This is a genomic window from Paenisporosarcina macmurdoensis (assembly GCF_042658845.1).
GTDB classification, from domain to species: Bacteria; Bacillota; Bacilli; order Bacillales_A; family Planococcaceae; genus Paenisporosarcina; species Paenisporosarcina macmurdoensis.
The window spans coordinates 349,954-371,373 of the sequence record NZ_JBHSRI010000018.1; the positions used below are offsets into that span (position 1 = coordinate 349,954).

At 40.2% G+C, this 21,420-nt stretch carries 20 protein-coding genes and 1 pseudogene; 4 read left to right on the forward strand and 17 right to left on the reverse strand.

Translation table 11 applies throughout. The features are described from left to right. Positions 1-21 precede the first annotated feature (21 nt). Genes narI through ACFPYN_RS11545 form a run of 4 tightly spaced genes read right to left on the reverse strand, consistent with a single transcriptional unit; the run spans position 22 to position 6,513 of the window. Entirely contained in the window at positions 22-702 is a 681-nt protein-coding gene (gene narI, locus ACFPYN_RS11530) for a respiratory nitrate reductase subunit gamma (protein ID WP_377734314.1), read from the reverse strand. Then, positions 695-1,267 (reverse strand): nitrate reductase molybdenum cofactor assembly chaperone, encoded by a 573-nt coding sequence (gene narJ / locus ACFPYN_RS11535; RefSeq protein ID WP_377734316.1) that lies wholly within the window; start codon positions 1,265-1,267, stop codon positions 695-697. The genes narI and narJ overlap by 8 nt, the downstream gene beginning before the upstream one ends. Continuing rightward, on the reverse strand, positions 1,260-2,849 hold the full coding sequence (gene narH / locus ACFPYN_RS11540; RefSeq protein WP_377734318.1) for a nitrate reductase subunit beta: 1,590 nt from the start codon (positions 2,847-2,849) through the stop codon (positions 1,260-1,262). Before narH ends, narJ begins: the two co-directional genes overlap by 8 nt. Then, entirely contained in the window at positions 2,839-6,513 is a 3,675-nt protein-coding gene (locus ACFPYN_RS11545) for a nitrate reductase subunit alpha (RefSeq protein ID WP_377734320.1), read from the reverse strand. Before ACFPYN_RS11545 ends, narH begins: the two co-directional genes overlap by 11 nt. 489 nt (positions 6,514-7,002) lie before the next feature. Between ACFPYN_RS11545 and ACFPYN_RS11550 the strand changes: the two are divergent. Next, a pseudogene (locus ACFPYN_RS11550) lies at positions 7,003-7,309 on the forward strand (IS5/IS1182 family transposase); the annotation flags it as partial. A 147-nt stretch (positions 7,310-7,456) separates the two neighbouring features. On the opposite strand, the gene ACFPYN_RS11555 reads toward ACFPYN_RS11550, so the two are convergent. From ACFPYN_RS11555 to ric, 4 genes are all read right to left on the reverse strand, one after another. Next, positions 7,457-8,095: an ATP-binding cassette domain-containing protein gene (locus ACFPYN_RS11555; RefSeq protein WP_377734322.1), complete on the reverse strand. Its 639-nt coding sequence runs from the start codon at positions 8,093-8,095 to the stop codon at positions 7,457-7,459. Positions 8,096-8,100: 5 nt separating this feature from the next. After that, on the reverse strand, positions 8,101-8,784 hold the full coding sequence (gene modB, locus ACFPYN_RS11560; protein WP_377734323.1) for a molybdate ABC transporter permease subunit: 684 nt from the start codon (positions 8,782-8,784) through the stop codon (positions 8,101-8,103). A gap of 3 nt (positions 8,785-8,787) precedes the next feature. After that, on the reverse strand, positions 8,788-9,549 hold the full coding sequence (modA, locus tag ACFPYN_RS11565; protein ID WP_377734325.1) for a molybdate ABC transporter substrate-binding protein: 762 nt from the start codon (positions 9,547-9,549) through the stop codon (positions 8,788-8,790). Positions 9,550-9,625: 76 nt separating this feature from the next. Then, positions 9,626-10,324 (reverse strand): iron-sulfur cluster repair di-iron protein, encoded by a 699-nt coding sequence (gene ric, locus ACFPYN_RS11570; protein ID WP_377734326.1) that lies wholly within the window; start codon positions 10,322-10,324, stop codon positions 9,626-9,628. A gap of 177 nt (positions 10,325-10,501) precedes the next feature. Here ric and ACFPYN_RS11575 point away from each other — a divergent pair, with 177 nt between their 5' ends. From ACFPYN_RS11575 to ACFPYN_RS11585, 3 genes are all read left to right on the forward strand, one after another. Next, positions 10,502-10,927 (forward strand): hemerythrin domain-containing protein, encoded by a 426-nt coding sequence (locus ACFPYN_RS11575; RefSeq protein WP_377734328.1) that lies wholly within the window; start codon positions 10,502-10,504, stop codon positions 10,925-10,927. Then, positions 10,924-12,801 (forward strand): tetratricopeptide repeat protein, encoded by a 1,878-nt coding sequence (locus ACFPYN_RS11580; protein ID WP_377734329.1) that lies wholly within the window; start codon positions 10,924-10,926, stop codon positions 12,799-12,801. Before ACFPYN_RS11575 ends, ACFPYN_RS11580 begins: the two co-directional genes overlap by 4 nt. 131 nt (positions 12,802-12,932) lie before the next feature. After that, positions 12,933-13,355 carry a VOC family protein gene (locus ACFPYN_RS11585; protein ID WP_377734331.1) on the forward strand — a complete coding sequence of 141 codons (423 nt, stop codon included), beginning with the start codon at positions 12,933-12,935 and terminating at the stop codon, positions 13,353-13,355. A gap of 251 nt (positions 13,356-13,606) precedes the next feature. Here ACFPYN_RS11585 and ACFPYN_RS11590 read toward each other — a convergent pair whose 3' ends face one another. The 9 genes from ACFPYN_RS11590 to hpaE form a co-directional block, all read right to left on the reverse strand. Then, on the reverse strand, positions 13,607-14,041 hold the full coding sequence (locus tag ACFPYN_RS11590) for a DUF6526 family protein (RefSeq protein WP_377734332.1): 435 nt from the start codon (positions 14,039-14,041) through the stop codon (positions 13,607-13,609). A 25-nt stretch (positions 14,042-14,066) separates the two neighbouring features. Beyond that, complete coding sequence (locus ACFPYN_RS11595; RefSeq protein ID WP_377734335.1) at positions 14,067-15,164, reverse strand: ABC transporter permease; 1,098 nt, start codon at positions 15,162-15,164, stop codon at positions 14,067-14,069. Then, entirely contained in the window at positions 15,161-16,093 is a 933-nt protein-coding gene (locus ACFPYN_RS11600) for an ABC transporter ATP-binding protein (RefSeq protein ID WP_377734336.1), read from the reverse strand. The genes ACFPYN_RS11595 and ACFPYN_RS11600 overlap by 4 nt, the downstream gene beginning before the upstream one ends. A 146-nt stretch (positions 16,094-16,239) precedes the next feature. Next, positions 16,240-16,653, reverse strand: coding sequence for a DUF350 domain-containing protein (locus ACFPYN_RS11605; RefSeq protein ID WP_377734337.1), 414 nt, complete (start codon positions 16,651-16,653; stop codon positions 16,240-16,242). A gap of 20 nt (positions 16,654-16,673) precedes the next feature. Further along, positions 16,674-17,942 carry a glutathionylspermidine synthase family protein gene (locus ACFPYN_RS11610; RefSeq protein WP_377734339.1) on the reverse strand — a complete coding sequence of 423 codons (1,269 nt, stop codon included), beginning with the start codon at positions 17,940-17,942 and terminating at the stop codon, positions 16,674-16,676. Beyond that, the gene (locus ACFPYN_RS11615; RefSeq protein WP_377734341.1) at positions 17,939-18,277 is read right to left on the reverse strand and encodes a hypothetical protein; all 339 of its coding nucleotides are present in this window, start codon (positions 18,275-18,277) and stop codon (positions 17,939-17,941) included. The genes ACFPYN_RS11610 and ACFPYN_RS11615 overlap by 4 nt, the downstream gene beginning before the upstream one ends. Then, positions 18,274-18,738 carry a hypothetical protein gene (locus ACFPYN_RS11620; RefSeq protein WP_377734342.1) on the reverse strand — a complete coding sequence of 155 codons (465 nt, stop codon included), beginning with the start codon at positions 18,736-18,738 and terminating at the stop codon, positions 18,274-18,276. The genes ACFPYN_RS11615 and ACFPYN_RS11620 overlap by 4 nt, the downstream gene beginning before the upstream one ends. 150 nt (positions 18,739-18,888) lie before the next feature. Then, a complete protein-coding gene (hpaD, locus tag ACFPYN_RS11625; RefSeq protein ID WP_377734343.1) occupies positions 18,889-19,872 on the reverse strand; it encodes a 3,4-dihydroxyphenylacetate 2,3-dioxygenase in 984 nt (327 codons plus the stop codon). Between the two features lie 21 nt (positions 19,873-19,893). Continuing rightward, complete coding sequence (gene hpaE / locus ACFPYN_RS11630; protein WP_377734344.1) at positions 19,894-21,402, reverse strand: 5-carboxymethyl-2-hydroxymuconate semialdehyde dehydrogenase; 1,509 nt, start codon at positions 21,400-21,402, stop codon at positions 19,894-19,896. Positions 21,403-21,420 lie beyond the last annotated feature (18 nt).

Genomic DNA, 21,420 nt, shown 5'->3' on the forward strand with positions numbered 1-21,420 from the left:
AGGCATATACCTCTTTTCAATTTAGTTTGTTTTATGTTTCCTGTAAAGGATATAACTTCTACCAACATAAATCAATGGAACGCTCCACACATGTACGAGTCGTGTAAATGGCCAAAGTGCAAAAATAGCAAAACCAGCAAGTACATGAATTTTAAATGACAGTGGTACTCCAGACATTAACGCAGGATCTGGACGTAAAAAGAACAAATCACGGAACCAAACCGAAATCGAATCACGGTAATCGAATTCAGGCTGTACAACATTTGTTACAAGGGTAGCGTACATTCCCATTAAGACGATAAATAGAAGCAAAGAATTAACAACTAAATCGGAGGCTGAGCTTAACATACGGACACTTCTTATCGTGAAACGCCTAAATGTCAGGATAATCATTCCTAGAAGGGTCATAAAACCGAAAAACCCACCCACATAGATGGCCCCGATATGATAAAGATGATCATTTACGCCGACTGCATGTAGCCACGATTTCGGGATTCCAAGTCCCGAAACATGGCCCAAAATAACTGGTATGATACCCAGGTGAAAGAGAATACTGCCAATCATCAATTGTTTCTTTTCAATAAATTCACTTGATTTTGCTGTCCAATGGAATTGGTCTGTCCTGTATCTATAAATATGTCCGAAAATAAATATAGCCATACAAATGTAAGGGAATATCACCCATAAAAATTGATTAACCATGTTGGGCTGGAGCCCCCTGATCTATACAAACTTTAAACGTTTCCCGCAATCCTTTCACGAGGTGAAAGTAAGGACTCTCTTGTTTTTTAAGTGAATCCAATAAATGATAGGTTCCATCTTCAAGAACAGCAATCAACATTCCAAAACTGTCTGGTGCTCGCGAATCGCCTATCCATTCTGCCGCGTACAGAAACTCACACATAAGTGGAAGGAAATCCGATAACTCCTCCTCTGGCATTTCGAGACCGAACATTTCATACATCACTTTTAATTTGGCCAGCATTTGACCGCGTTCTTTAGCGTCTTCAAATTTGAAATATGTCATGAACAATGTAGAATCTTTTTGGAAATCAAAGGTTTCTGTATACAGTTCTTTAATATCATCCAGGTTTGGATGTTGCATTAAAGACAAATACGATTTCACATGTTCATAAGCTGGATGGTTCGAATCAAAAGTGTCTTCAATAAGTGACGGGTGAAAGTCTAACTTTTTGGGATAAGAAAGCTGATGGGCAAAAAAACCGAATGAATGTTTATAATCGTATAACTTTTCGAGATTAATCACGCCATATACCTCCGTAGAAATTTTCTTCGTATATTTCTTTTCCTGTTTTCATAGCTGTTCCAGTTAGACTTTGACTCGGACTCGGACTCGCTGGTCCACAACCATCACAAGATCCACCTGTATCGCCTCCCATTCCTCCACTTTCATAGCCTTCCGATCCTTGTGCACGGTAAGGATTATTTTGTCCTTCTTTATGTGATGTTGGAATGACGAAACGATCATTGTATTTTGCGATAGCAAGTAGGCGGTACATTTGTTCTGTCTGATGGGCAGTCATGCCGATACGCTCTAAACGGCTGTTATCAAATTCTTTACCAGAAGATAAGGCACGCATATATGATCGCATCATCGCCATCCGTTGGAGAGATTTCTTGACAGTTTCTGTGTCACCAGCCGTCAGCATGTTTGCAAGATACTGGATAGGTGTGCGCATTTCTTCAATTGCTGGGAAAATCATATCGGGATTTTTGATTGAATCTTTTCCTTCAAAATAGTTCATGATGGGGCTTAGAGGCGGCACATACCAAACCATGGGCAATGTGCGGTACTCTGGATGAAGCGGGAAGGCTAATTGATGCTCAATCGCAAGTTTATATACTGGCGAATTTTGTGCTGCTTCAATCCAATCTTCCGATATGCCATCTTTTTTCGCTTGAGCTTTAACTTCCGGATCATTAGGATCCATAAATAGACTACATTGCGCTTTGTATAGATCTTTTTCGTCTGGCGTAGATGCTGCTTCTAGGACTCGATCTGCATCGTATAAAAGAACACCTAGATAACGGATACGTCCAGTACATGTTTCAGAACAGACAGTTGGTAATCCCGCTTCTACACGTGGAAAGCAAAACGTGCATTTTTCAGCTTTATTTGTCTGCCAGTTGAAGTAGACTTTTTTGTAAGGACAACCCGTCATACAATAGCGCCATCCCCTACACGCTTCCTGATCAACGAGCACGATTCCATCTTCATCCCGTTTATACATTGCACCTGAAGGACATGATGCTACACAGCTTGGATTGAGACAATGTTCACAAAGCCTTGGTAGATAGATCATGAATGACTTCTCAAAGTTGAATTTGATTTCTTCTTCGATTTTTTGAATGTTTGGATCAAGCGGCCCCGTTATATGTGCTCCGGCTAAATCATCTTCCCAGTTAGGACCCCATTCGAGGTCCATCTTTTTACCGGTAATGACAGAATGAGCTCGTGCAACAGGTGAATGCTCTAACTCGCCTGCATTTGTTAAATGTTCGTAATTGTATGTCCATGGTTCATAGTAATCTTTCATTTCTGGCATATCTGGGTTATAGAAAATTTTCCCGAGTGCCACTTTGGACAATTTATTACCTGATTTCAGTTCCAGTTTCCCTTTACGAAGTTGCCATCCACCTTTGTAAAGCTCTTGATCTTCCCATCGCTTTGGGTAACCAATACCGGGTTTGGTCTCAACGTTATTGAACCACATGTATTCTGCGCCCTTACGATTCGTCCAAGTGGTTTTACACGTTACGCTACAAGTATGGCAACCGATGCATTTATCCAAATTCATGACCATTGCAATTTGCGCTTTAATTTTCAAGCCAGTTAACCTCCTTCATTTTCCGTACGGCCACGTATTCATCACGCTGGTTCCCAATCGGTCCATAATAATTGAATCCGTAACTTAGCTGGGCATAGCCCCCAACCATTTGTGTCGGTTTAAGATGGATACGGGTAGGGGCGTTATGACTGCCTCCTCGTGTATCAGTAATCTCTGACCCTGGTACGTTAATGTGTTTGTCTTGAGCGTGGTACATGAACATGGTGCCTCGTGGCATGCGATGACTAACAACAGCACGCGCTGTGACAACACCGTTGCGGTTATACACTTCCAACCAGTCATTATCGTTGATATTATGTGCGTCCGCATCTTCGTTGTTGAGCCAAACAGTTGGACCACCACGGAACAAGGTCAACATATGCTGATTATCTTGGTAAGTAGAGTGAATGTTCCACTTGCCATGTGGTGTTAAATAGCGCAACACAAGTGAGTCCATTCCGCCCTTCACTTTCTTGTCATTCGGACCAAAGACCATTGGTGGTAATGTAGGTTTATAAATTGGTAATGCTTCTCCGAACTGTAGGAAGATTTCATGATCAATATAGAAATGCTGTCTTCCTGTTAATGTCCGGAACGGAACGAGACGTTCAATATTTGTTGTAAAAGGTGAGTAGCGACGTCCTAACTTGTTTGAACCGCTAAATACCGGTGTTGGTATAACTTCACGCGGCTGTACCGTGATGCTTTCGAAGGTGATTTTCTCTGCTGCTCGATCTGCAGAAATGTCTTTCAGTTCAACACCTGTATCTTTTTCAGCTGATGCATATGCTTTTTGGGATACTCGACCGTTAGTCGCAGACGATAAATTCAAGATAGCATCCGCTACTTGACGTGCTGTCTGAATTTTTGGTAAGCCGTTTTTGATGGTTTCATCATAGAAAGTACCGTTAATCTTTTTAAGTTCTTCATATTCTTCAGCTACTGAGAAGCTGACACCGTGCGCCCCAGTTTTTCCGGTAGCCAAGTTTGGTCCAAGAGAAATATACTTGTCATGAATTTTTGTGTAGTCTCGCTCAACAATAGTGAAGTTCGGCATTGTTTTACCTGGAATGGCCTCGATTTCCCCTTTGGTCCAGTCTTTTACTAAGCCCATTGGTTGAGAAATCTCACTTACAGTATCATGCGCAAGCGGTGTAGTAACGAGATCCTTGTAAACACCTGGTAAATGGGTTTTCGCCATTTCTGAGAATTTTTCAGCCAGTTTTTTGTAAATATCCCAATCAGAGCGAGATTCCCATAGCGGATTAACCGCTGGATTGAACGGATGGACAAATGGGTGCATATCTGTTGATGACAAGTCTGTTTTTTCATACCATGTTGCAGCTGGTAAGACGATATCCGCATAGATTGGCGTAGATGTCATTCGGAAATCAATGGCAACCATGAGGTCGAGCTTCCCTTCAACATCCTCACGCCACACGATTTCTTCCGGTTTCTCTTCCACATTTGGTGTGGCAAGAAGCCCATCAGATGCTCCGAGTAAGTGCTTCATGAAATACTCCTGCCCTTTTGCTGAACTTGAAATGAGATTCGAGCGCCAGATAAAGAGTGTTCGTGGGAAGTTTTCAGGTGCACCAGGATCTTCAACAGAGAATTTCGTTTCACGTGATTTGAGCTGTTCAAATGTATGTTGGATAATTTCTTCGTTTGTATGTTTGCCTTGCTTCGCAGCTTCTTCAGCAAACAATAAGCTGTTTTTATCGAACTGAGGATAGGAAGGTAACCAACCTAGACGCGCCGCTAGCACATTATAGTCAGCTGGATGCTGATAGCGAACATCACCGCCAAGTGGTGATTTCAACGAATCAACCCCACTTTCCTCATATCTCCATTGTTCAGTCGCAAAGTAAAAGAACGACGTGGCATTTTGCTGACGTGGTGGACCTTGCCAATCTTTTGCGAAAGCGATTGTCGACCATCCCTCGATTGGACGGCATTTTTCCTGTCCGACGTAATGTGCCCAGCCCCCACCATTAACACCTTGTGAAGCAGTCAGCATAACCAAGTTTAAAATTGAACGATAAATGGTGTCACTATTAAACCAATGGTTAATTCCAGCCCCCATGATAATCATAGAACGACCGCCTGTATCAATGGCATTCTGAGCAAATTCACGTGCAATCTGAACAACGATTGATGCTTTAACGCTCGTCACTTTTTCTTGCCAAGCGGGAGTGTAATGCGAGTTCTCATCATAATAATCCTTTGCATTATACGGGCTGTCGATTCTAGCAATCCCATACTGGCTCATCATAAGGTCATAGACTGTAGCGACAATACGTTCTGTGCCATCAGCAAGTGTCACTTTCTTCACCGGAATAATTCGTTTAAATATACCGTTTCCTGCATTATCGAAATATGGGAAGACGATTTCTACCCATTCTTCACCATGACCTTCCACACTGAGTGCTGGTTTGACTTGTTTTCCGTCTTCACGTTCAAGAATCAAATTCCATTTCTTGTCTTCTTCCCAGCGCTGGCCCATTGTGCCATTCGGAATCATCATTTCATCGGCTACTTCATCGAAAATGACTGGTTTCCACTCTGCGTGTTGAGAAGTGTCACCTAAATCACTCGCACGAAGGAAACGACCTCCTTTTAACGTATCTTCATGAGGGTCGAGCAGAATCATGAACGGCATATCAGTATATTGTTTTGCATAATTGATGAACATTGGCTCTTGGCGATCCTTATAAAATTCATCCAAGATTACATGAGTCATCGCTTGTGCTAATGCGGCATCAGTTCCGGGATGCGGAGCGAGCCAGTTATCAGCAAATTTCACATTTTCCGCAAAATCCGGTGCTACTGAAACGACTTTTGTTCCCTTATAACGAACTTCGGTCATGAAATGTGCATCTGGTGTACGCGTCATCGGCACATTCGATCCCCACATAATTAAATAACCGGCATTGTACCAGTCTGAAGACTCGGGCACGTCCGTTTGCTCTCCCCAAATTTGTGGAGAAGCTGGTGGAAGATCAGCATACCAGTCATAAAAACTTAGCATTTGTCCTCCTAAAAGCGAGATAAAACGAGCCCCTGAAGCGTAGCTGACCATTGACATTGCTGGAATAGGTGTGAAACCCGCAATACGATCTGGTCCGAATTTTTGAATTGTGTAAATCAATTGAGCGGCAATAAGTTGCAATGCGTCTTCCCAGTCAACACGGACGTGTCCACCTTTTCCGCGAGCTGACTTGTAAAACTGGGCTTTTTCTGGGTCTTCTACGATACTTGCCCAAGCTTCTACCGGATTTGGGTTAGAAGAAAGAGCCGCTTTCCACAAGCGCCAAAGTTTTCCGCGCATATATGGATATTTCACTCGTAAAGGACTGTATTCGTACCAAGAGAATGTTGCACCCCGAGGACATCCACGCGGTTCGAATTCTGGCATATCCGGTCCACATGAAGGGTAATCGATTTGTTGGTTTTCCCAAGTGATGATTCCGTTTTTCACAAACACTTTCCAAGAACACGAACCTGTACAGTTTACGCCGTGAGTCGTGCGGACTACTTTGTCATGTGACCAACGCTGGCGGTACATATTCTCCCAATCTCTACTTTTCTCTTCAAGGATTGACCAGTTGCCTGAATAGCTTTCTATCGGTTTAAAAAAATTAAGACCAAATTTTTTCTTCATCTTTACTATCACTCCTTTTCAAAATGAAAGACATTGTGGGTAATAATTTCCATCCTTCGTATAGATTCATTATGAAAGCCACTCAATCTAGTTCCCATTAGGGAATGTCCTATACAAATACCGAAATTCCCTTGTTCCTAAATAAAACAAAAAAAGCCTCCTTTTTTAGAGGCCACTGAAAAAGTACACTTAGTTTAGAAAAGCCACCCAATCTCAATTATCGAGATTGGGTGGCTTTTCTTTTTAATTGACCTGTTAAAATCTTAGTGATTTCCGTTACAGGCGGACGCTTTCCGCGGGCGGTCCGTGAGCCTCCTCGACGCAAGCGTCTGCGGGGTCTCACCAGGACCGCTTTTCCCGCTGGAGTCGCCGCCTTTCACTCCAATCACCTACTAAATTAAAAAGCAATAGAGTTTTAGGTAATTAGAGTTTTTAATTTAGGTGGTGTGTCGATGATTTCCAATCAAGAATCTTTAAACCTTAGTCTAAATTACACAAGGTGGACGTACGAAAGAAGAGGAATTTGAGTTTGGAAAAGATGCAGGCATGTATGTTTGTAAGGCTGGTCATTTGGCCATTCGAACAGCTTGAACAAATAAAAAATGTAGGTAAAAACCACATGCAAACTTATTATTTTGACGTTGGAAAATGTAAAATCTGTCAGTTTCGAGAAGGTTGTTACACCGAAGATGCGAAAATTAAAATCTATTCTGTGACCATAAAGTCGATAGAACATAAAGGTCAAGAGCCTTTCAAAATAGCGAGTAATTTAAAGGGAAAGAAAAATAACGAATTATGACCTTAATGAAGGAATCAAAATAAAAAATCACAAGGTAAAGGCGAGATTTCGATCAGAATTGAACGAAATCTCGCCTTTTTTCAAACTCAACTAAGAATGGATTTTTTAACGCGAGTTTTTCAGTGCCTCTTTATATTAGGAAGCTTAAGGTTGCATCTGTTCGGTCATCCTACCTTTTTCAATTCGAATAAAGCGGTTTGCGAGTTTCTGAGCATCATCTAAGCGGTGTGTCACAAAAATGATGGGAATGCTCCACAACTCGTGTATCCGCAACAGTTCAGATTGACAGCGACTTCTTGTCTCATCATCAAGTGCTGAAAAAGGTTCATCCAAAAGTAGCAGATCCGGTTTGGCAGCAAGTGCTCGTGCAAGTGCCACTCGTTGCTTCTCGCCACCTGAAATTTGGTGAGGATATTTTGATAAGAGCAAGGATATGTCGAGAATTTTCGTCAGTTCCCTTATATGCGCCAAATCATCAATTCGTGAAGTGCCATATAGAATGTTTTGTTCGGCAGACAGATGAGGAAACAGTGCATAATCTTGAAATAAATAACCGACTTTCCGCTTTTGGATTTTTAAGGGTTTTTTACCTTCTTTATAAAAATCCGTTCCATGCAGGGAAATCCCTCCTGCATCTGGTTGCATAATCCCAGCAATGCAATTGAGAAAGGTTGTTTTTCCTGAGCCCGATGACCCGACAATTGATACTATTTCCTTTCCCATCTGAAACTGCATGTGCAATTCAAACTGCTCCAGTTGTTTACGGAAATCCACATTCAACATCCGCGTCACTCCCTTCCAATTCGGTAAGCATTTTTTTTACGCCAGTAATTCACCCATGTTATGGCCGTGACACCTACTGCTGAAATTACGATGACCCAAAATACGGCTTTCTCCATCTCTCCCGCTTCATATGCAAAGTAAATGGCGAGTGGAATCGTCTCCGTTACTCCAGGAATATATCCCGCAATCATAAGCGTGGCTCCAAATTCACCAATGCCTCGCGCAAAGGAAAGGATCAAGCCAGCAAGTATACCCGACCAGGCAAGCGGAAACGTGATGGTCCGAAAAATGCGCCACTCTGAAACACCCATAGTCCGAGCCACATTTTCCCAACGAGGATCGACTTTTTCAAAAGCCGCCAACACACTCTGGTACATAAGCGGAAGTGACACAACAAAAGAAGCGATTGCAGCACCGATCCATGTAAATACGATGCGAATGCCAAATACGTCCTCAAGTAAGTTACCGAGGGGACCATTCATGCCAAATAACACAATTAGACCGAAACCGATAACAGTAGGCGGCAATACAAGTGGCAAAAGAATCAATGCGTCGATAGCACTTTTTCCGAAAAACTCGTGACGGCTCATGAATCGAGCGAGAAGAAGGCTTGTGAAAAACACAAGAATTGTTGAAATCGTGGCTACTTTCAGTGACAACAAAAGGGGCGATAAATCGTACGCAATCATGGCTTATCCCCCTTTAACCGTAATAAATCCGTATTGTTCAAGAATTTCCTGGCCAACTTTTCCTGTTATAAATGCCAAAAACACTTCTGCTTCTTCCCTATTTTGGGATTCTTCAGCAATGCCAGCGGGATAAATAATTGGATGCTGTCCTTCAGTCATTTCGTTAATAATTTTGATAGTAGGAGATACTTGAGTATCTGAGAAATAAACAATGCCAAGCCCCGCATTGCCACTTTCTATATAAGTAAGTACTTGACGTGCATCTTTTGCATAAATCATTTTCCCTTTTAATGCTTCCCATAAGCCAAGATTGTCGAGTAGTTGTTTTGTATATTCGCCAAGTGGAACGCTTGCCGGTTCGCCGATAGCAATGGTTTCATGAGTAGCCATCATCAACTGAGAAAAGTCATTACTTTCATCGTGGTTTATCGAAGCGAGCACTAGCCTATTTTCTGCAAATGGCCTGACAGTTTCTTTTATGATCAACCCTGCATCAGCCAGTACATCCATATCATTTACGCTAGCTGACAGAAATACATCTGCAGGTGCCCCTTGTTGAATTTGGCTCCTTAATTTTCCCGATGAACCAAAGTTGAACATCAATTTGGTGTTCGGTTGTACTTTCCCGAATTCAACTTCGATAGCTAACATGGCTTCTTTGAGACTGGACGCTGTTGAAATGACAAGTTCGTTGTCACTGTCTGTAGACGGTTTTCCGCAAGCTCCGAGTACGACGAGCATCAATAAGAGAATCATATTTTTCATACAGTATCTCCTTGGTCATCAAACGTAGAGAGTGGCATTTCAATCAATACAATTGACTTGAAATGCCACTCGTTTTTTATATAACCTGTCTTACACGATCAAAAAGCACATTATTTTCAAGGTGAATGTGATGGAAGGTATCTGCTTCAAGGTCCGCTAGTCGTTTTAATACGAGTCGGTGCGTCCCGCACGCCTCATCAGGAGGTTGAAAGCTATTTGTAATTTCATTCAATTCCTTTAATAAGTTCCCTGCATTTTCATGCTCGTCTTCAAGCTCTGTCAAATGAGGTTTTAATAAGTTTGCAGTCTCAGTAGATGGATTCAGGAAAAATTCTTTAATTAACGGAAAGACATTTTTGTCTTCATCATCTGTATGATCAAGTAATTCTCGTTTCAAATGTTTAAAGATTTCGTTGACCCTGATGATATGGGGGTAACGTTCACCATGAACTTTTACGAGCTTCGTTACGTATGGAGTGAGTGCCGGAAGTTCTTCACGCAATTTCACATGATATTTTTCTTGAATATGGGCAATCAGTTCCACAGGCTCGAGTGAAGATGGCAGTTTTCTATCATGTTGTGCTTGTTTTCTTTCTACTTCAAGGACTTGTGCCAAAACTTCTTCCACGTCGAGTCCGCGTTCTTTTACTGCTTGGTGTAAGGGGATTTTTCCGCCACAACAGAAATCAATGCGTAATTCACGAAACAAATCGCCGGTTCTTGGAACTTCCTTTACAATATTGGCTACTGTTGTATCTATAGTTAAAATCATCATATATTCCTCCTATTAGAGATTTTTATTCTCAATTAGAATACTAAATGCTTTGACCATTTCAGCCAATCAGGGACTTCCCTCTTTCACTTACGGGAATGTCCTAAGCGGGAAATTCTGCTAATTTCCTATGCTATACTAAAAAAAAATTGAATGTTAGATAGAAAGGGTGTTAAAAATATGTCTGGACCATCTTTGCGCCAAAAACATGCTCATCACGCGATTCATCAAGGAGGCCTGTCGGGTGCCATTACTAAAACCGACGAAGTGGAAGAGTTGTTAGCAGCGAGGGAATTTGAAGTAGCGCGTCAAGCTGCAGACCACTTAATCGAATATTGGGAAACCCGAGTTCTAAGCCATGCAGATGCTGAAGAAGAAGATTTTTATAAAGAAGTCGTAGAGCAGAATCCGCATCTCTCAGAAACTGTTGTCAAACTAACACGTGATCATGACCTATTGCGAATAATTGCAAAAGATATAAAACAAATGCTCAATGATGAAGGTCTCACTCCTGAAGTACTTCAGCAATTCCACGCTCTTCTTGTGATTAATGCCATACACAGTCGCGATGAGGAACGACTATTACTAGGGGAACCAACGATATGACAAAACTTCATGGAGAAAAATTCGATATTATTGGACGCAATACCCCCTGCTCTTGTCAAAGTGGAAAAAAACACAAAAAATGTTGCGGTACCAACGAAGGCACTGAACGGTTGAACGATGAACTTGATCAAGCCATGCAAAAAATATTGCAAGATTTCTTTGAAAATAATCCACGTCCTTCCGAACAAAAAGCATTACTCGCTTGGAAAGACAAAAACGAGGATCTTCTAGTACCCCTTTACGGCAAAGAAAAATCAGGCAGTATTATCGGTGATATCTATTTCTTCCTTGAGCGTGTAGATATTTGGAATTCATTTATTAATAGAAAAATACTTAAAGAAGAACGTCACCAGATTCGAAACATTCTTGAAGGTTGGTTAAATCCCGTTTTTCTAGTGGGGAAAATTATTTCTGTGACGAATTACCAAGCACAAATACAAGATGTGTTATCGGAAAACGTACTTCAAATAGATGTTAATGAGTCGTTTCCAGTTGAATCTGGAAATGTAGCTATCGGCTTTTATTTACCGGATATACGCCACTCGGATCGATTGATGGTATTGAATAGTGTGACCGTGGCTGTAGAAGTAAAAGAAGAAACCATTCAGAAATTAAGCGATATGTACGGTTCTTCAGAAATTGATACGGTACAAGGATTTTACAGAGAAAACATCATGACGTTATATCAACTTTTTAGCAATGGTTTGAGCGCTAGTAACACTGTATCAAGTGAAGTAATCGCAACGGTGAATGCACTCGAACAATTTTTAATTGATGAAGATTTGAAGAGTGACGAGTTAATTGAAGGTTTCTTTCATTATCTCGAACTCCAATCTGACGTGCCAAAAGCAGCAATTGCAGGTGCTGTTCAGTTTGGAATCGACTATAAACTTCTTAAATCCGAATGGAGTAAAGAGAAAATCGCTGATTACTTTGCGGTGGATTCAACTGAAATCAATCTGTTTGCAGAAAATCTACGTGCGTTTTACAGTGAAGCATCAACCCATGAAGATGAAAAAGAAGCGACCTATGCTTTTGAAGTGGGAACTGATCCGAAAACAAATGAATATCAGAACTGGCAGCTACTTATGCATTTGAAAAATTTAACGATTACAAGTGATACTGTGTTGAAACGCCACATGGATTATTATCACGGGGAACCATATGTTCCGAAATCTAAAACGGAAGAAGCTCAACTCCGTGCCTATGAGGCATATGCCATTAAAACGGACATATTGCGAGCTGAAAAAGCACTAGCAGTACACCACCTCCATTCACGAATTGTGGATGAGTTTCTCCTTGCTGCGGATGCTGAATTGAATACTAATGAACGTGAGAAATTAATAAAACAAGCCATTGCTAGTGGGAAAGTAGATTTTGAACCAGATATGGATGTTGCTTGGCTTTATGTTCCGAACCGCCCCTATTTACGTGCCCTTTTTCTGCTGGGTATTCAATATTGGCAACAAGGACGTTTTGAAGAAGCTTTTAAAGAATTTTACAAGTTGCTACAACTGAATCCTGGTGATCATCAAGGTGTCCGTTATTTGGCAATGTCCACATTAATCGCACTTGATAGATTAGATGAAGCGGATAGCATAATTAATCATTATGAAGACCAGCAAACAGATAACGCATTTTATGCTTGGTTTAAATGGCTGATTCAATTGAAAAAGACGAACTTGCTTTCATCAGCAACTCAGCAAGCTTTCTTAGAAGCAGTCGATAAAAACCCCTATGTAAAGAAACACGTGGAAAAACGTCCTAAATCTAATCCGTATCCCAAGTCGATTATCCTTTCTCCGCGCTCACCGGAAGAGGCTAAGTTAATTTGGACATTTTTAGAACCAGGTTTTATATCTGTAACCTACTAAATAGCGTTAGTAACTCTCTAACACAAATCTAAAAGAACGTGTCTTCACTGTCACATACCTTTCGAACTATTTTGATTAAAATGATACACTTTGAATATTGAGGAATCATAACAACTAAGGAGTGAAATTCGATGACAATTGAAATATATATGAACTTTGATGGGAATTGTCGAGATGCGGTAGAATTTTACACAGAGGTTTTTAAAACAGAGCAACCGAAGATTATGACCTTTGGTGACATGCCACCAAGTGAAGAATATCCGCTCCCAGAAGAAGCTAAAAACCTTATTATGCATACACGTCTGAATATGTGTGGAAGTGTAGTAATGTTTTCTGATATATTCCCTGGTATGACTTTTGTTCAGGGCACTAACCTCACTCTTGCAATCGTTAGTGAAGACCTAGATGAGATCAAGTCATTATTTAATCAGTTGAAAGAAGACGGAACTGTTGGTATGGAGCTTCAAGAAACATTCTGGAGCAAATGTTACGGTAGTGTTAAAGATAAGTTTGGTATTGAATGGCAATTTAACTACGGCAATGGTGACATATAAACACACCAAAATTGATAAAGTCTATCTACAATAATGGTTCTAACGATAGTGTTGATTATCGTACATTTGCATTCCGAAAGAGCCGACAAGTATGGGAACTCATACTTGTTGGCTCTTTCTTTATGCTTTTGCTGCATTGATAGGTTCAAGTGTTTCTTTTGTTTTTTTATATTTCAGCAGCATCCTTTAATACACCCAAAATAATAAAAACCCATTGAAAAGTTAATTTTCAATGGGTTTTCTTATGATCATTAAACTCGATTATTGTCTGCTTTCCAGTTAACAATCGCTTGCTTAATTTCTTTGGGCTTAAGATTTTCTTTGACTGCTCGTTCACAAAGAGTAGGATACTCCTGTTCATCTGCAAAACGTAACGCAATAATTTGACCGTTGCTTAGATTTGAATCTAGTAATTTACCGGTTAAAACAAAATGACGTAAATTTTCTTCTGCTCGTATTGCTCGATCTTGGCTCTTCAAAGGATAAATTCTGACCAGGATCGCAATAATGACAATGGCTACGGTCATCAGTAATAGTAAAACGGCTTGCAAGACGTTTTCTTCGGCATTAAGAGAGCGAACCAGATTAATAATTGACACGACCAAAGTTGCTAACAATAAGACCGTTAATACGTAATGGTAAAGCGGGTCCATTCTGACATGTGTTTTGTACGTTTGATTTTCCATAATAATCTCCTTATTTTTCACTATTTTATTCCCATTTAAAGGTGTAGCTTGCTACGATGAATGCGCCAACTGTCCAACATGCTAGAATTAACGCATCCGTGCCTAATTCCATAAACGGAGTACCAACGTTCATCGTTTCACGTAAGGCGTGACTTAAATGAGAAATTGGTAAGACGTTAACTATTGGTTGGAGAAAATCGGGCATATCGCGAATCGGGAAAAATACGCCGCCTAAAAACAACATGGGAAATGATAAAAATCCAGCAATTGGTGCTGCGCTTTCAGGTGTTTTGGCAATTCCGGCAATGATAAAGCCGATCGCCATAAATGCGAGTGTTCCTAAAACAACAAATGTAATTAAACTCAGCCACGAACCATTAACACTAATGCCAAAGATTAGATTGGCCACAACTAATACGATAAGTGCCTGCAATCCATTAAGCATGAGCCTTGCCGTAATCTGAGCTGCAATAAATGTTGAAGCTTTTAACGTCGTCCCTTGCATCCTTCGCAAAATCCCACGCTCTCTCCATGCGGCAATCTGGCCAGCTACGCCGTTCATATTGTTACTCATTATCATCATGGCTAAAATTCCTGGGACTAAGAAATCAATATACTTCAAATCCAAGGCTTCAATGCCACTTGAATTGGTCACAATGCTTGGTGTGTAATTCTCTTTTTCTTTACTAATCCCATCCACTACACTATTGACAATGGTCAAGCCAATTTGAGAAACGGCGAGATTGGTTTCATTGTAGTAAACAGGTAGCTCAAACGGAGTCGTGCTTGCAGAATCTTTCATCATTGCGGCATAGCCTTGTGGAATCACCACAACAAGTTGTAAATCTCCTTCTTTAACTTGATCAAGTGCTTTCTCTTTACTGTGACTTGATTCAAGATATACCGCTTCATTCTTAGCTAGTATAGTAGAGAATTCTTTAGATTGAGCCGTTTGGTCTTGATCCACTACTCCGATCGAGACCGAAATACCATTGCCATTTCCTAAAAATGTGCCAAGCATCACCATCAGAAAAATGGGGAATGCAAGTGTCCAGAAAAGAACTTGGCGATTTCGAAGAAAAATACGTAATTGTGCTAATGTTAATTGCCAATATGCTTTCATTCTTCTCTCAGACTCCTTCCTGTCATATGAATAAAGACGTCTTCTAACGTGGACGTTCTAGTTTGAAGGTCCGTCAATTTCAAGTTTTTTAAGGAAGTCAATTGTATTAAACTAATCAATGTCACCTGAAGATCATCGGTGTAAAGAACATATGTATCTTTTCGCTTACCGACTTGTTTCACTCCATTAATCGATTCAAGTTCATCCTTCAGGAACTCTCCTTCAAATTGAAATTCTACCGCACTATCAGACTCTAAACTTTTAACAAGTCCAGAAGGGGTATCTAAAGCAATGAGATTGCCTTGATCCATGATGGCAATCCGGTCACAAAGAACATGAGCTTCATCCATATAATGTGTAGTTAAAACAGTGGTTTTACCTTTTTCTTTTAATTTCAAGACAATATCCCATAGAGTTCTTCTAGCCTGAGGATCGAGACCAGTCGTCGGTTCATCCAAGAAAAGTATCCACGGATCATGAACCAGAGCAAGTGCAATTGCCAAACGTTGTTTCTGACCGCCCGATAGTGTCTTAATTCGACTCTTGCTTTTTTCCGTTAAACTCACATCTTCTATTAACTCAGGAATCGATACATTTTTTCGATAAAAACTTCCATATAGACGAAGAATCTCTTCAACAGTTAGCAGTTCAAATAGTGTGGTAGATTGAAGCTGGATACCAATAACTTCTTTGACCTTTTTTAAGTCACGAGAAATATCAAATCCCCCGATAATGGCTGTTCCTCCATCAGGTTTTCTGAGACCCACCATCATTTCTAGCGTTGTCGATTTCCCCGCTCCATTTGGTCCTAAAAGGCCAAAGATTTCTCCTTTTCCAACACTAAAGTCAATCCCATTGACGGCTGTAAAGTTACCATACTTCTTGACTAAATTTTTTACTTCAATCATGGTTTCTTGCTGAACTTCCATACTTCACTCTCCTACTGTGCTTAAATCTCGGTTAAAGTGCTCATATACCGACTACAGAACATTCGTTCTAATTATTGTGTTGACAAAGGAAAAACCCTTTGAACATCTTTATTAGTTCAAAGGGAAAATATAATTTAGTCCGATACTTAGTATGTTAAACTCGCTGCTACTAGTAATCCTACCACGATAGAAATGGAAAATAAGCTAAAACCAACGGCTAAATTTCCTTTTTCTACTTCTTCAGCTAAGTTGGTGTTTGGTGTAAGGCCGTACTCTACAATCCAGTAAGCAATTACTTGAGTGGCAATCCCGACAAGTCCCCAAATAAATGCATCTAGTAAATTTACACTTCCTGCCCATACTGTGTAAATGACAATGCCAAGACCGATTGCTTTCCCCCACAATTTTAAAGCAACTGCGATATTTCCTTCTTTAATTAACTTCACTTCAGAAAACTTCGTTGTAAATGCAAAAACGGTTAAACCCAGAATCATTAATAAAACGCCTACTCCAAAATGAGCTAAAAAGCTCCCAAATGCTTCAACTGTTATTAGTTCCATCTTCATCATCCTCTCGAGATCTATTCAATTCCAACCGGTAAAAAATAAGATAAGTTATTTGTAATAACACCGCCAGCTCGTATTCCTATCGCTCCTGCTTTGTTATTTATTAGAAAACAACCATACATAAGATGCAGTTGTTTTTCACCAGTAGTTGTTTGGACTGTCGCTTCTGGAAGCGGGTAGAATGCTTGATACACCGGTAAGGTATCACCATACGTTTGTTGTGGTTCTGCGTTGATGGTTTCACCTAAACCGTTAAATATTTCTACTGTATCTCCTTCGCGTCCAAAAGAAGGTTTTCGTACATAAGCACGATTTGTTTTCAAGAACTCATCAGGTTCCAAATAGGTCGGTAAAAAATATTGATTGATGATGGTATGTTCGTCTTCCGTGAAATACTTGCCATCTTCATGCAATGCCCAAATGAGTGCTTGAACGGCTTTTGATTGCAATAAAAATGCTGAAGGCGGATTGATGACCATTACTTTATTTTCTACAATGAGTTTGATTAATTCTTGACCAACATTCTCATGGGTTGCTGGCTCTATGTCGTTTACTAAATGTTCGATTGGATAGGTTTGACGATATAAGATGTCAACCCGCTCCCCGCTTGGAGTAAACAGTCCTGGTTCAGTAACAACTCCATCTACATCGACTGACTCTGTAAGAATTTTCAACTGGTCTAAACTCACGTACTCCGAGGGTAACTCTAGATGTTCTTGTAAGTATCGTGTCGTCCACATATCTTCAAAATTGTCACCGTGTGAAGTGAAAACAATTTTTGGCGTACCCGGCTTATTTAAATGTTTCCAAGAAGCGGCTACTGCTTTTCTCATTTCTCCACGAAGAATATCGATACTACTTTTATTAGGGTTTTGAAGACCAAAATAATCACAGACATAGTCGTTTGCGTCAAACGTTTCTTTAATAAAAGTTGGCGTATCAGAATTAAATTCGAGAAGCTTAATCTCTGAATTAGAAACAATAAAATCAAGTCGCCCAATTATATATTCTTGCGGTATGGTTTTAATTCGACAATAGGCAAGAGATTCTTTTGGAAAACCAAGCTGAAGAAGAGTCTCATCATCTAAATCTCTTAACAGCGGAGCAACTTTCACAAAAATAGTGCCTACTTTTTCTGCTGCTACCCGAATATCCCGAACTTCCGCTTGCGTTTTTTTATGAATGTCTAGCAACGCATATTCTACGTCATATAAATCCGGGAAAAAGTAAGGAACTTGACTATATAAGCTTTTTCTTTCACGGTGAAATTGAGCGTCAATCACCCGCCAAATCCTCCTTTAGAGCCACTTCCAATACCAGATTTATAATTGCTTTGCGTGTTTTTATATTGGCTTAAGTTACTAGAGTAATTTGGTGAACTTCTTAAAGATGAGCGATTACTAAACATACTACCTAAGAGATAATAGGCTCCAAAATGAGATGATTTTTTATCATCACAATAATAGGTTCCTTCTTCATCATCCCATTCCCAATCATCGCATTCATATTCTGTAGGTTCAGGCGGTAACGCGGCTGATTCATTTTGTCCACAGCCTGACATGCTGAAAGCCATAACAGATGTTGCTACTCCTGCCATCAACTTTTTAGTTTTATTCATTTTCCATTCGCCTCCATTTTGTAACCTGTCTTTATCAAATACAGGACATATACACGACGGTCTTCATCAATCTCAGCAGAGTCTTTCTCCCACTCCAGTCCATCTATGTAATGGTAATTAGCCCCAATGTGAGAAAGGATATCGATGTGGTGATCAAATTCTAGTGTTTTTTGAAGTGGATGATTGGCTCTTTCATTAAATTCACGCATTTCTAACTGTAACGCGCCATTTAGATTAAATTCTTCCCTTTCTATTTCACCTTCATCTTGCTTTGTCACGTAAATCACGTGCCATTCCCCTTCAATTGCAGAAGAAGTTTGTTTATATACAATTCCTTCTTTAACATAAAAATCACATTCTCTTCGTGCAAGAACCTGTTGTAAATCAATTTGTTCATAATGAAATAACGGTTCAGCGGAGTTGTTTCCTTTAAATAAGCGGTATTCAAGTGAAGTGGTCACTTGTCATCAGTCCTTTCAACAAACTTACTACATAAATATACGATTTGATTCGTTAATGGTTTCGTTTTTTTTAGTTTCATCAAATTCTATTGTATACTAGCTAAAAACAAAAATGCGAACTCCTTGAAATAAAAGGAGTTCGCTCTTTTTTTACGCCAGTATCTTTGGTTTTCTTTGTGCCAATAGCGGGTCTTTATAGTCAATTTCTTCGCCTGTTTCAATATCAATAAATGTACTTGTTTCATTAAACCAACGATCAGGTGCTTCATGTCCCCAGAACGTTTGACGAAGCGGATCATTTAAATCCCAACGAATTGGCTTTAAGTCTGGATCGGTAGTTAAATAATCGCCCGTATAAAGCTCAATGCGGTGTCCATCTGGGTCTCTCAAATACAGGAAGAATGCATTCGATAAGCCATGTCGACCAGGTCCTCTTTCTATCGAGTCCGCATACCCCATACTTGCTAGTACGTCACAGCAATCAAGAATGCTAAGTCGGTCTGTTAGCGAATAGGCGAAATGATGCAACTTTGGTCCTGGCCCATTCATGAAAGCTTGGTCATGAACTGTCGGTTTGCGATAAAGCCATGCAGCCCACAAGTCACCATCCTCAGTTTCTGTATACTCTGAACAAGAGAATCCTAAGTTGTCCATATAGAAATCATATGCTTTTTGAACATCTGGTACTGCGCAGTTAACGTGATCAATTCGCTGAATCTTCGCTCCGCGATACAGGTCATAGCGCTGAAGCATGCGAGTGACAGTCGTCATTTCTGCAAAAAACTCTAAAGGAATGCCGGAGATATCATGTGCTCTAAGTGTTCTCCCCATTGCATATTGTGTACCCTTTGGCATCCACTTTGTTTTAAGACCTTTAGAAATAAAAAGCTTTTCGATTTCATCGAGATCTTGTTCTTTTTCTACCTTGTAACTTAGTGCTTCAACAGTGGCCTTATGTGCTTTTTTCAATAGTAAACTATGATGAGAATGTTCTTCTAGCCCTCGCAAGTAAATATGATTTTCATCACTTTCTGTTTCAATCATGCCTAATCCATCTACGTAGAACTCACGAGATGCTTGTAAATTCGTAACGTGAAGAACTGTTCTCGCGATACGAATGATTGAAAAATCCATGGTGTTCACCACACTTTCCTTTTATTTTCCGAACTGTTGAATATGATGATCGGTAATTGAAACGTGAATAATTTTCTGCTCAGTATAAAACTCGAAGCCATAGTGCCCACCTTCTCGTCCGATGCCTGAAGACTTGGAGCCACCAAAAGGGGTTCTTAAATCTCGAACGTTTTGACTATTTACCCACAACATACCGGCTTCAACCTTATGTGCTACACGGTGCCCTCGTTTAATATCGTTCGTCCATACATAACCCGCAAGTCCGTACTTGATATCGTTCGCAAGTTTGATGGCTTCTTCCTCATCTTTAAAAGTCATCACTGTTAACACAGGACCGAAGATTTCTTCTTGTGCAACGCGCATATAATTTTTAGCATTTAAAATGAGTGTCGGTGCTACAAAGTTCCCTTTTGCTATTTCTGCCGGGATATCTGCTGTAGTCACGTCAGTACCTTCTTCTTTAGCAATATCTAAGTAACCTCTCACCTTCGAATAATGTCCTCTATCAATCAATGGACCTACTTCTGTAACTTCGTCTAGTGGGTCTCCAAGCTTAATGTTGGCAACGCGTTTCTTCAATGCGGCAACAAACTTATCTTTGATCCCTTCCTGCACAAACAATCGTGAGTTAGCCGTACATCGCTCACCATTAAAAGAATAAATCCCCCACACACAAGCATCTAATGCTCGTTCGAAATCTGCATCATCAAAAACGATAATCGGAGACTTACCTCCAAGTTCCATCGAGCAACTTTTCAGTGTATCGGCACTATTTTTAATAATGGTTGAACCGGTTTTGGTTTCCCCAGTAAACGAAATAAGCTGCACATCAGGATGCTTCACTAGCGCATCTCCAGCTGTTTCGCCAAAGCCATGAACCACATTGAAAACACCTTTTGGTAGTTCTGCTTTATGAATAATTTCAGCTAATAAGTTCGCGGATAGCGGAGAAAGTTCTGCCGGTTTTAACACAACTGTATTGCCAGTTGCTAGTGCCGGAGCCACTTTCCAAGTTTCTAACATAAATGGTGCATTCCATGGTGTGATTAATCCAGCGACACCTACCGGGGCATTAATTGTATAATTGATAAATTCTTCATCTACTTGATAGGCATCTCCAACTAGACGACTTTCCACCATCCGTGCATAAAATCTAAAGTTTTCTGAAGCCCGACTTACCATTTTTCTCGTTTGGCTAATCGGAAGTCCCGTATCAAGTGATTCTAAATACGATATTTTTTCGACCTCTTCATCAATCAAATCCGCAATTCGATAAATATAAGCCATTCTTTTCGTCAGTTTCATCGTTTTCCAAGGACCATTATCGAAAGCATAACGCGCAGCTGCTACAGCCTTGTTAATATCCTCGGGTTGGCCTTCCGCTACTTCATTGATTTGTTCGTTTGTAAATGGATTCATGTTTTTAATCGTTGTGCCGCTTGACGCAGGAGTAAATTCTCCGTTGATATACAGTAAAATATCCTTTTGTGTTTCATGTTTTAAAGCAACTTTCTCACGGGAAGAAACCATACTTATCACCTATATCCT

Coding starts and splice junctions, on each gene's coding strand:
- ACFPYN_RS11595 (WP_377734335.1), bottom strand. CDS start 15,164: ATGAAAGCATATTGGCAATTAACATTAGCACAATTACGTATTTTTCTT.
- ACFPYN_RS11555 (WP_377734322.1), bottom strand. CDS start 8,095: ATGTTGAATGTGGATTTCCGTAAACAACTGGAGCAGTTTGAATTGCAC.
- ACFPYN_RS11600 (WP_377734336.1), bottom strand. CDS start 16,093: ATGGAAGTTCAGCAAGAAACCATGATTGAAGTAAAAAATTTAGTCAAG.
- modB (WP_377734323.1), bottom strand. CDS start 8,784: ATGATTGCGTACGATTTATCGCCCCTTTTGTTGTCACTGAAAGTAGCC.
- hpaE (WP_377734344.1), bottom strand. CDS start 21,402: ATGGTTTCTTCCCGTGAGAAAGTTGCTTTAAAACATGAAACACAAAAG.
- ACFPYN_RS11590 (WP_377734332.1), bottom strand. CDS start 14,041: ATGGAAAATCAAACGTACAAAACACATGTCAGAATGGACCCGCTTTAC.
- ACFPYN_RS11585 (WP_377734331.1), top strand. CDS start 12,933: ATGACAATTGAAATATATATGAACTTTGATGGGAATTGTCGAGATGCG.
- hpaD (WP_377734343.1), bottom strand. CDS start 19,872: ATGGATTTTTCAATCATTCGTATCGCGAGAACAGTTCTTCACGTTACG.
- ric (WP_377734326.1), bottom strand. CDS start 10,324: ATGATGATTTTAACTATAGATACAACAGTAGCCAATATTGTAAAGGAA.
- ACFPYN_RS11580 (WP_377734329.1), top strand. CDS start 10,924: ATGACAAAACTTCATGGAGAAAAATTCGATATTATTGGACGCAATACC.
- ACFPYN_RS11575 (WP_377734328.1), top strand. CDS start 10,502: ATGTCTGGACCATCTTTGCGCCAAAAACATGCTCATCACGCGATTCAT.
- ACFPYN_RS11605 (WP_377734337.1), bottom strand. CDS start 16,653: ATGGAACTAATAACAGTTGAAGCATTTGGGAGCTTTTTAGCTCATTTT.
- narI (WP_377734314.1), bottom strand. CDS start 702: ATGGTTAATCAATTTTTATGGGTGATATTCCCTTACATTTGTATGGCT.
- modA (WP_377734325.1), bottom strand. CDS start 9,549: ATGAAAAATATGATTCTCTTATTGATGCTCGTCGTACTCGGAGCTTGC.
- ACFPYN_RS11545 (WP_377734320.1), bottom strand. CDS start 6,513: ATGAAGAAAAAATTTGGTCTTAATTTTTTTAAACCGATAGAAAGCTAT.
- ACFPYN_RS11615 (WP_377734341.1), bottom strand. CDS start 18,277: ATGAATAAAACTAAAAAGTTGATGGCAGGAGTAGCAACATCTGTTATG.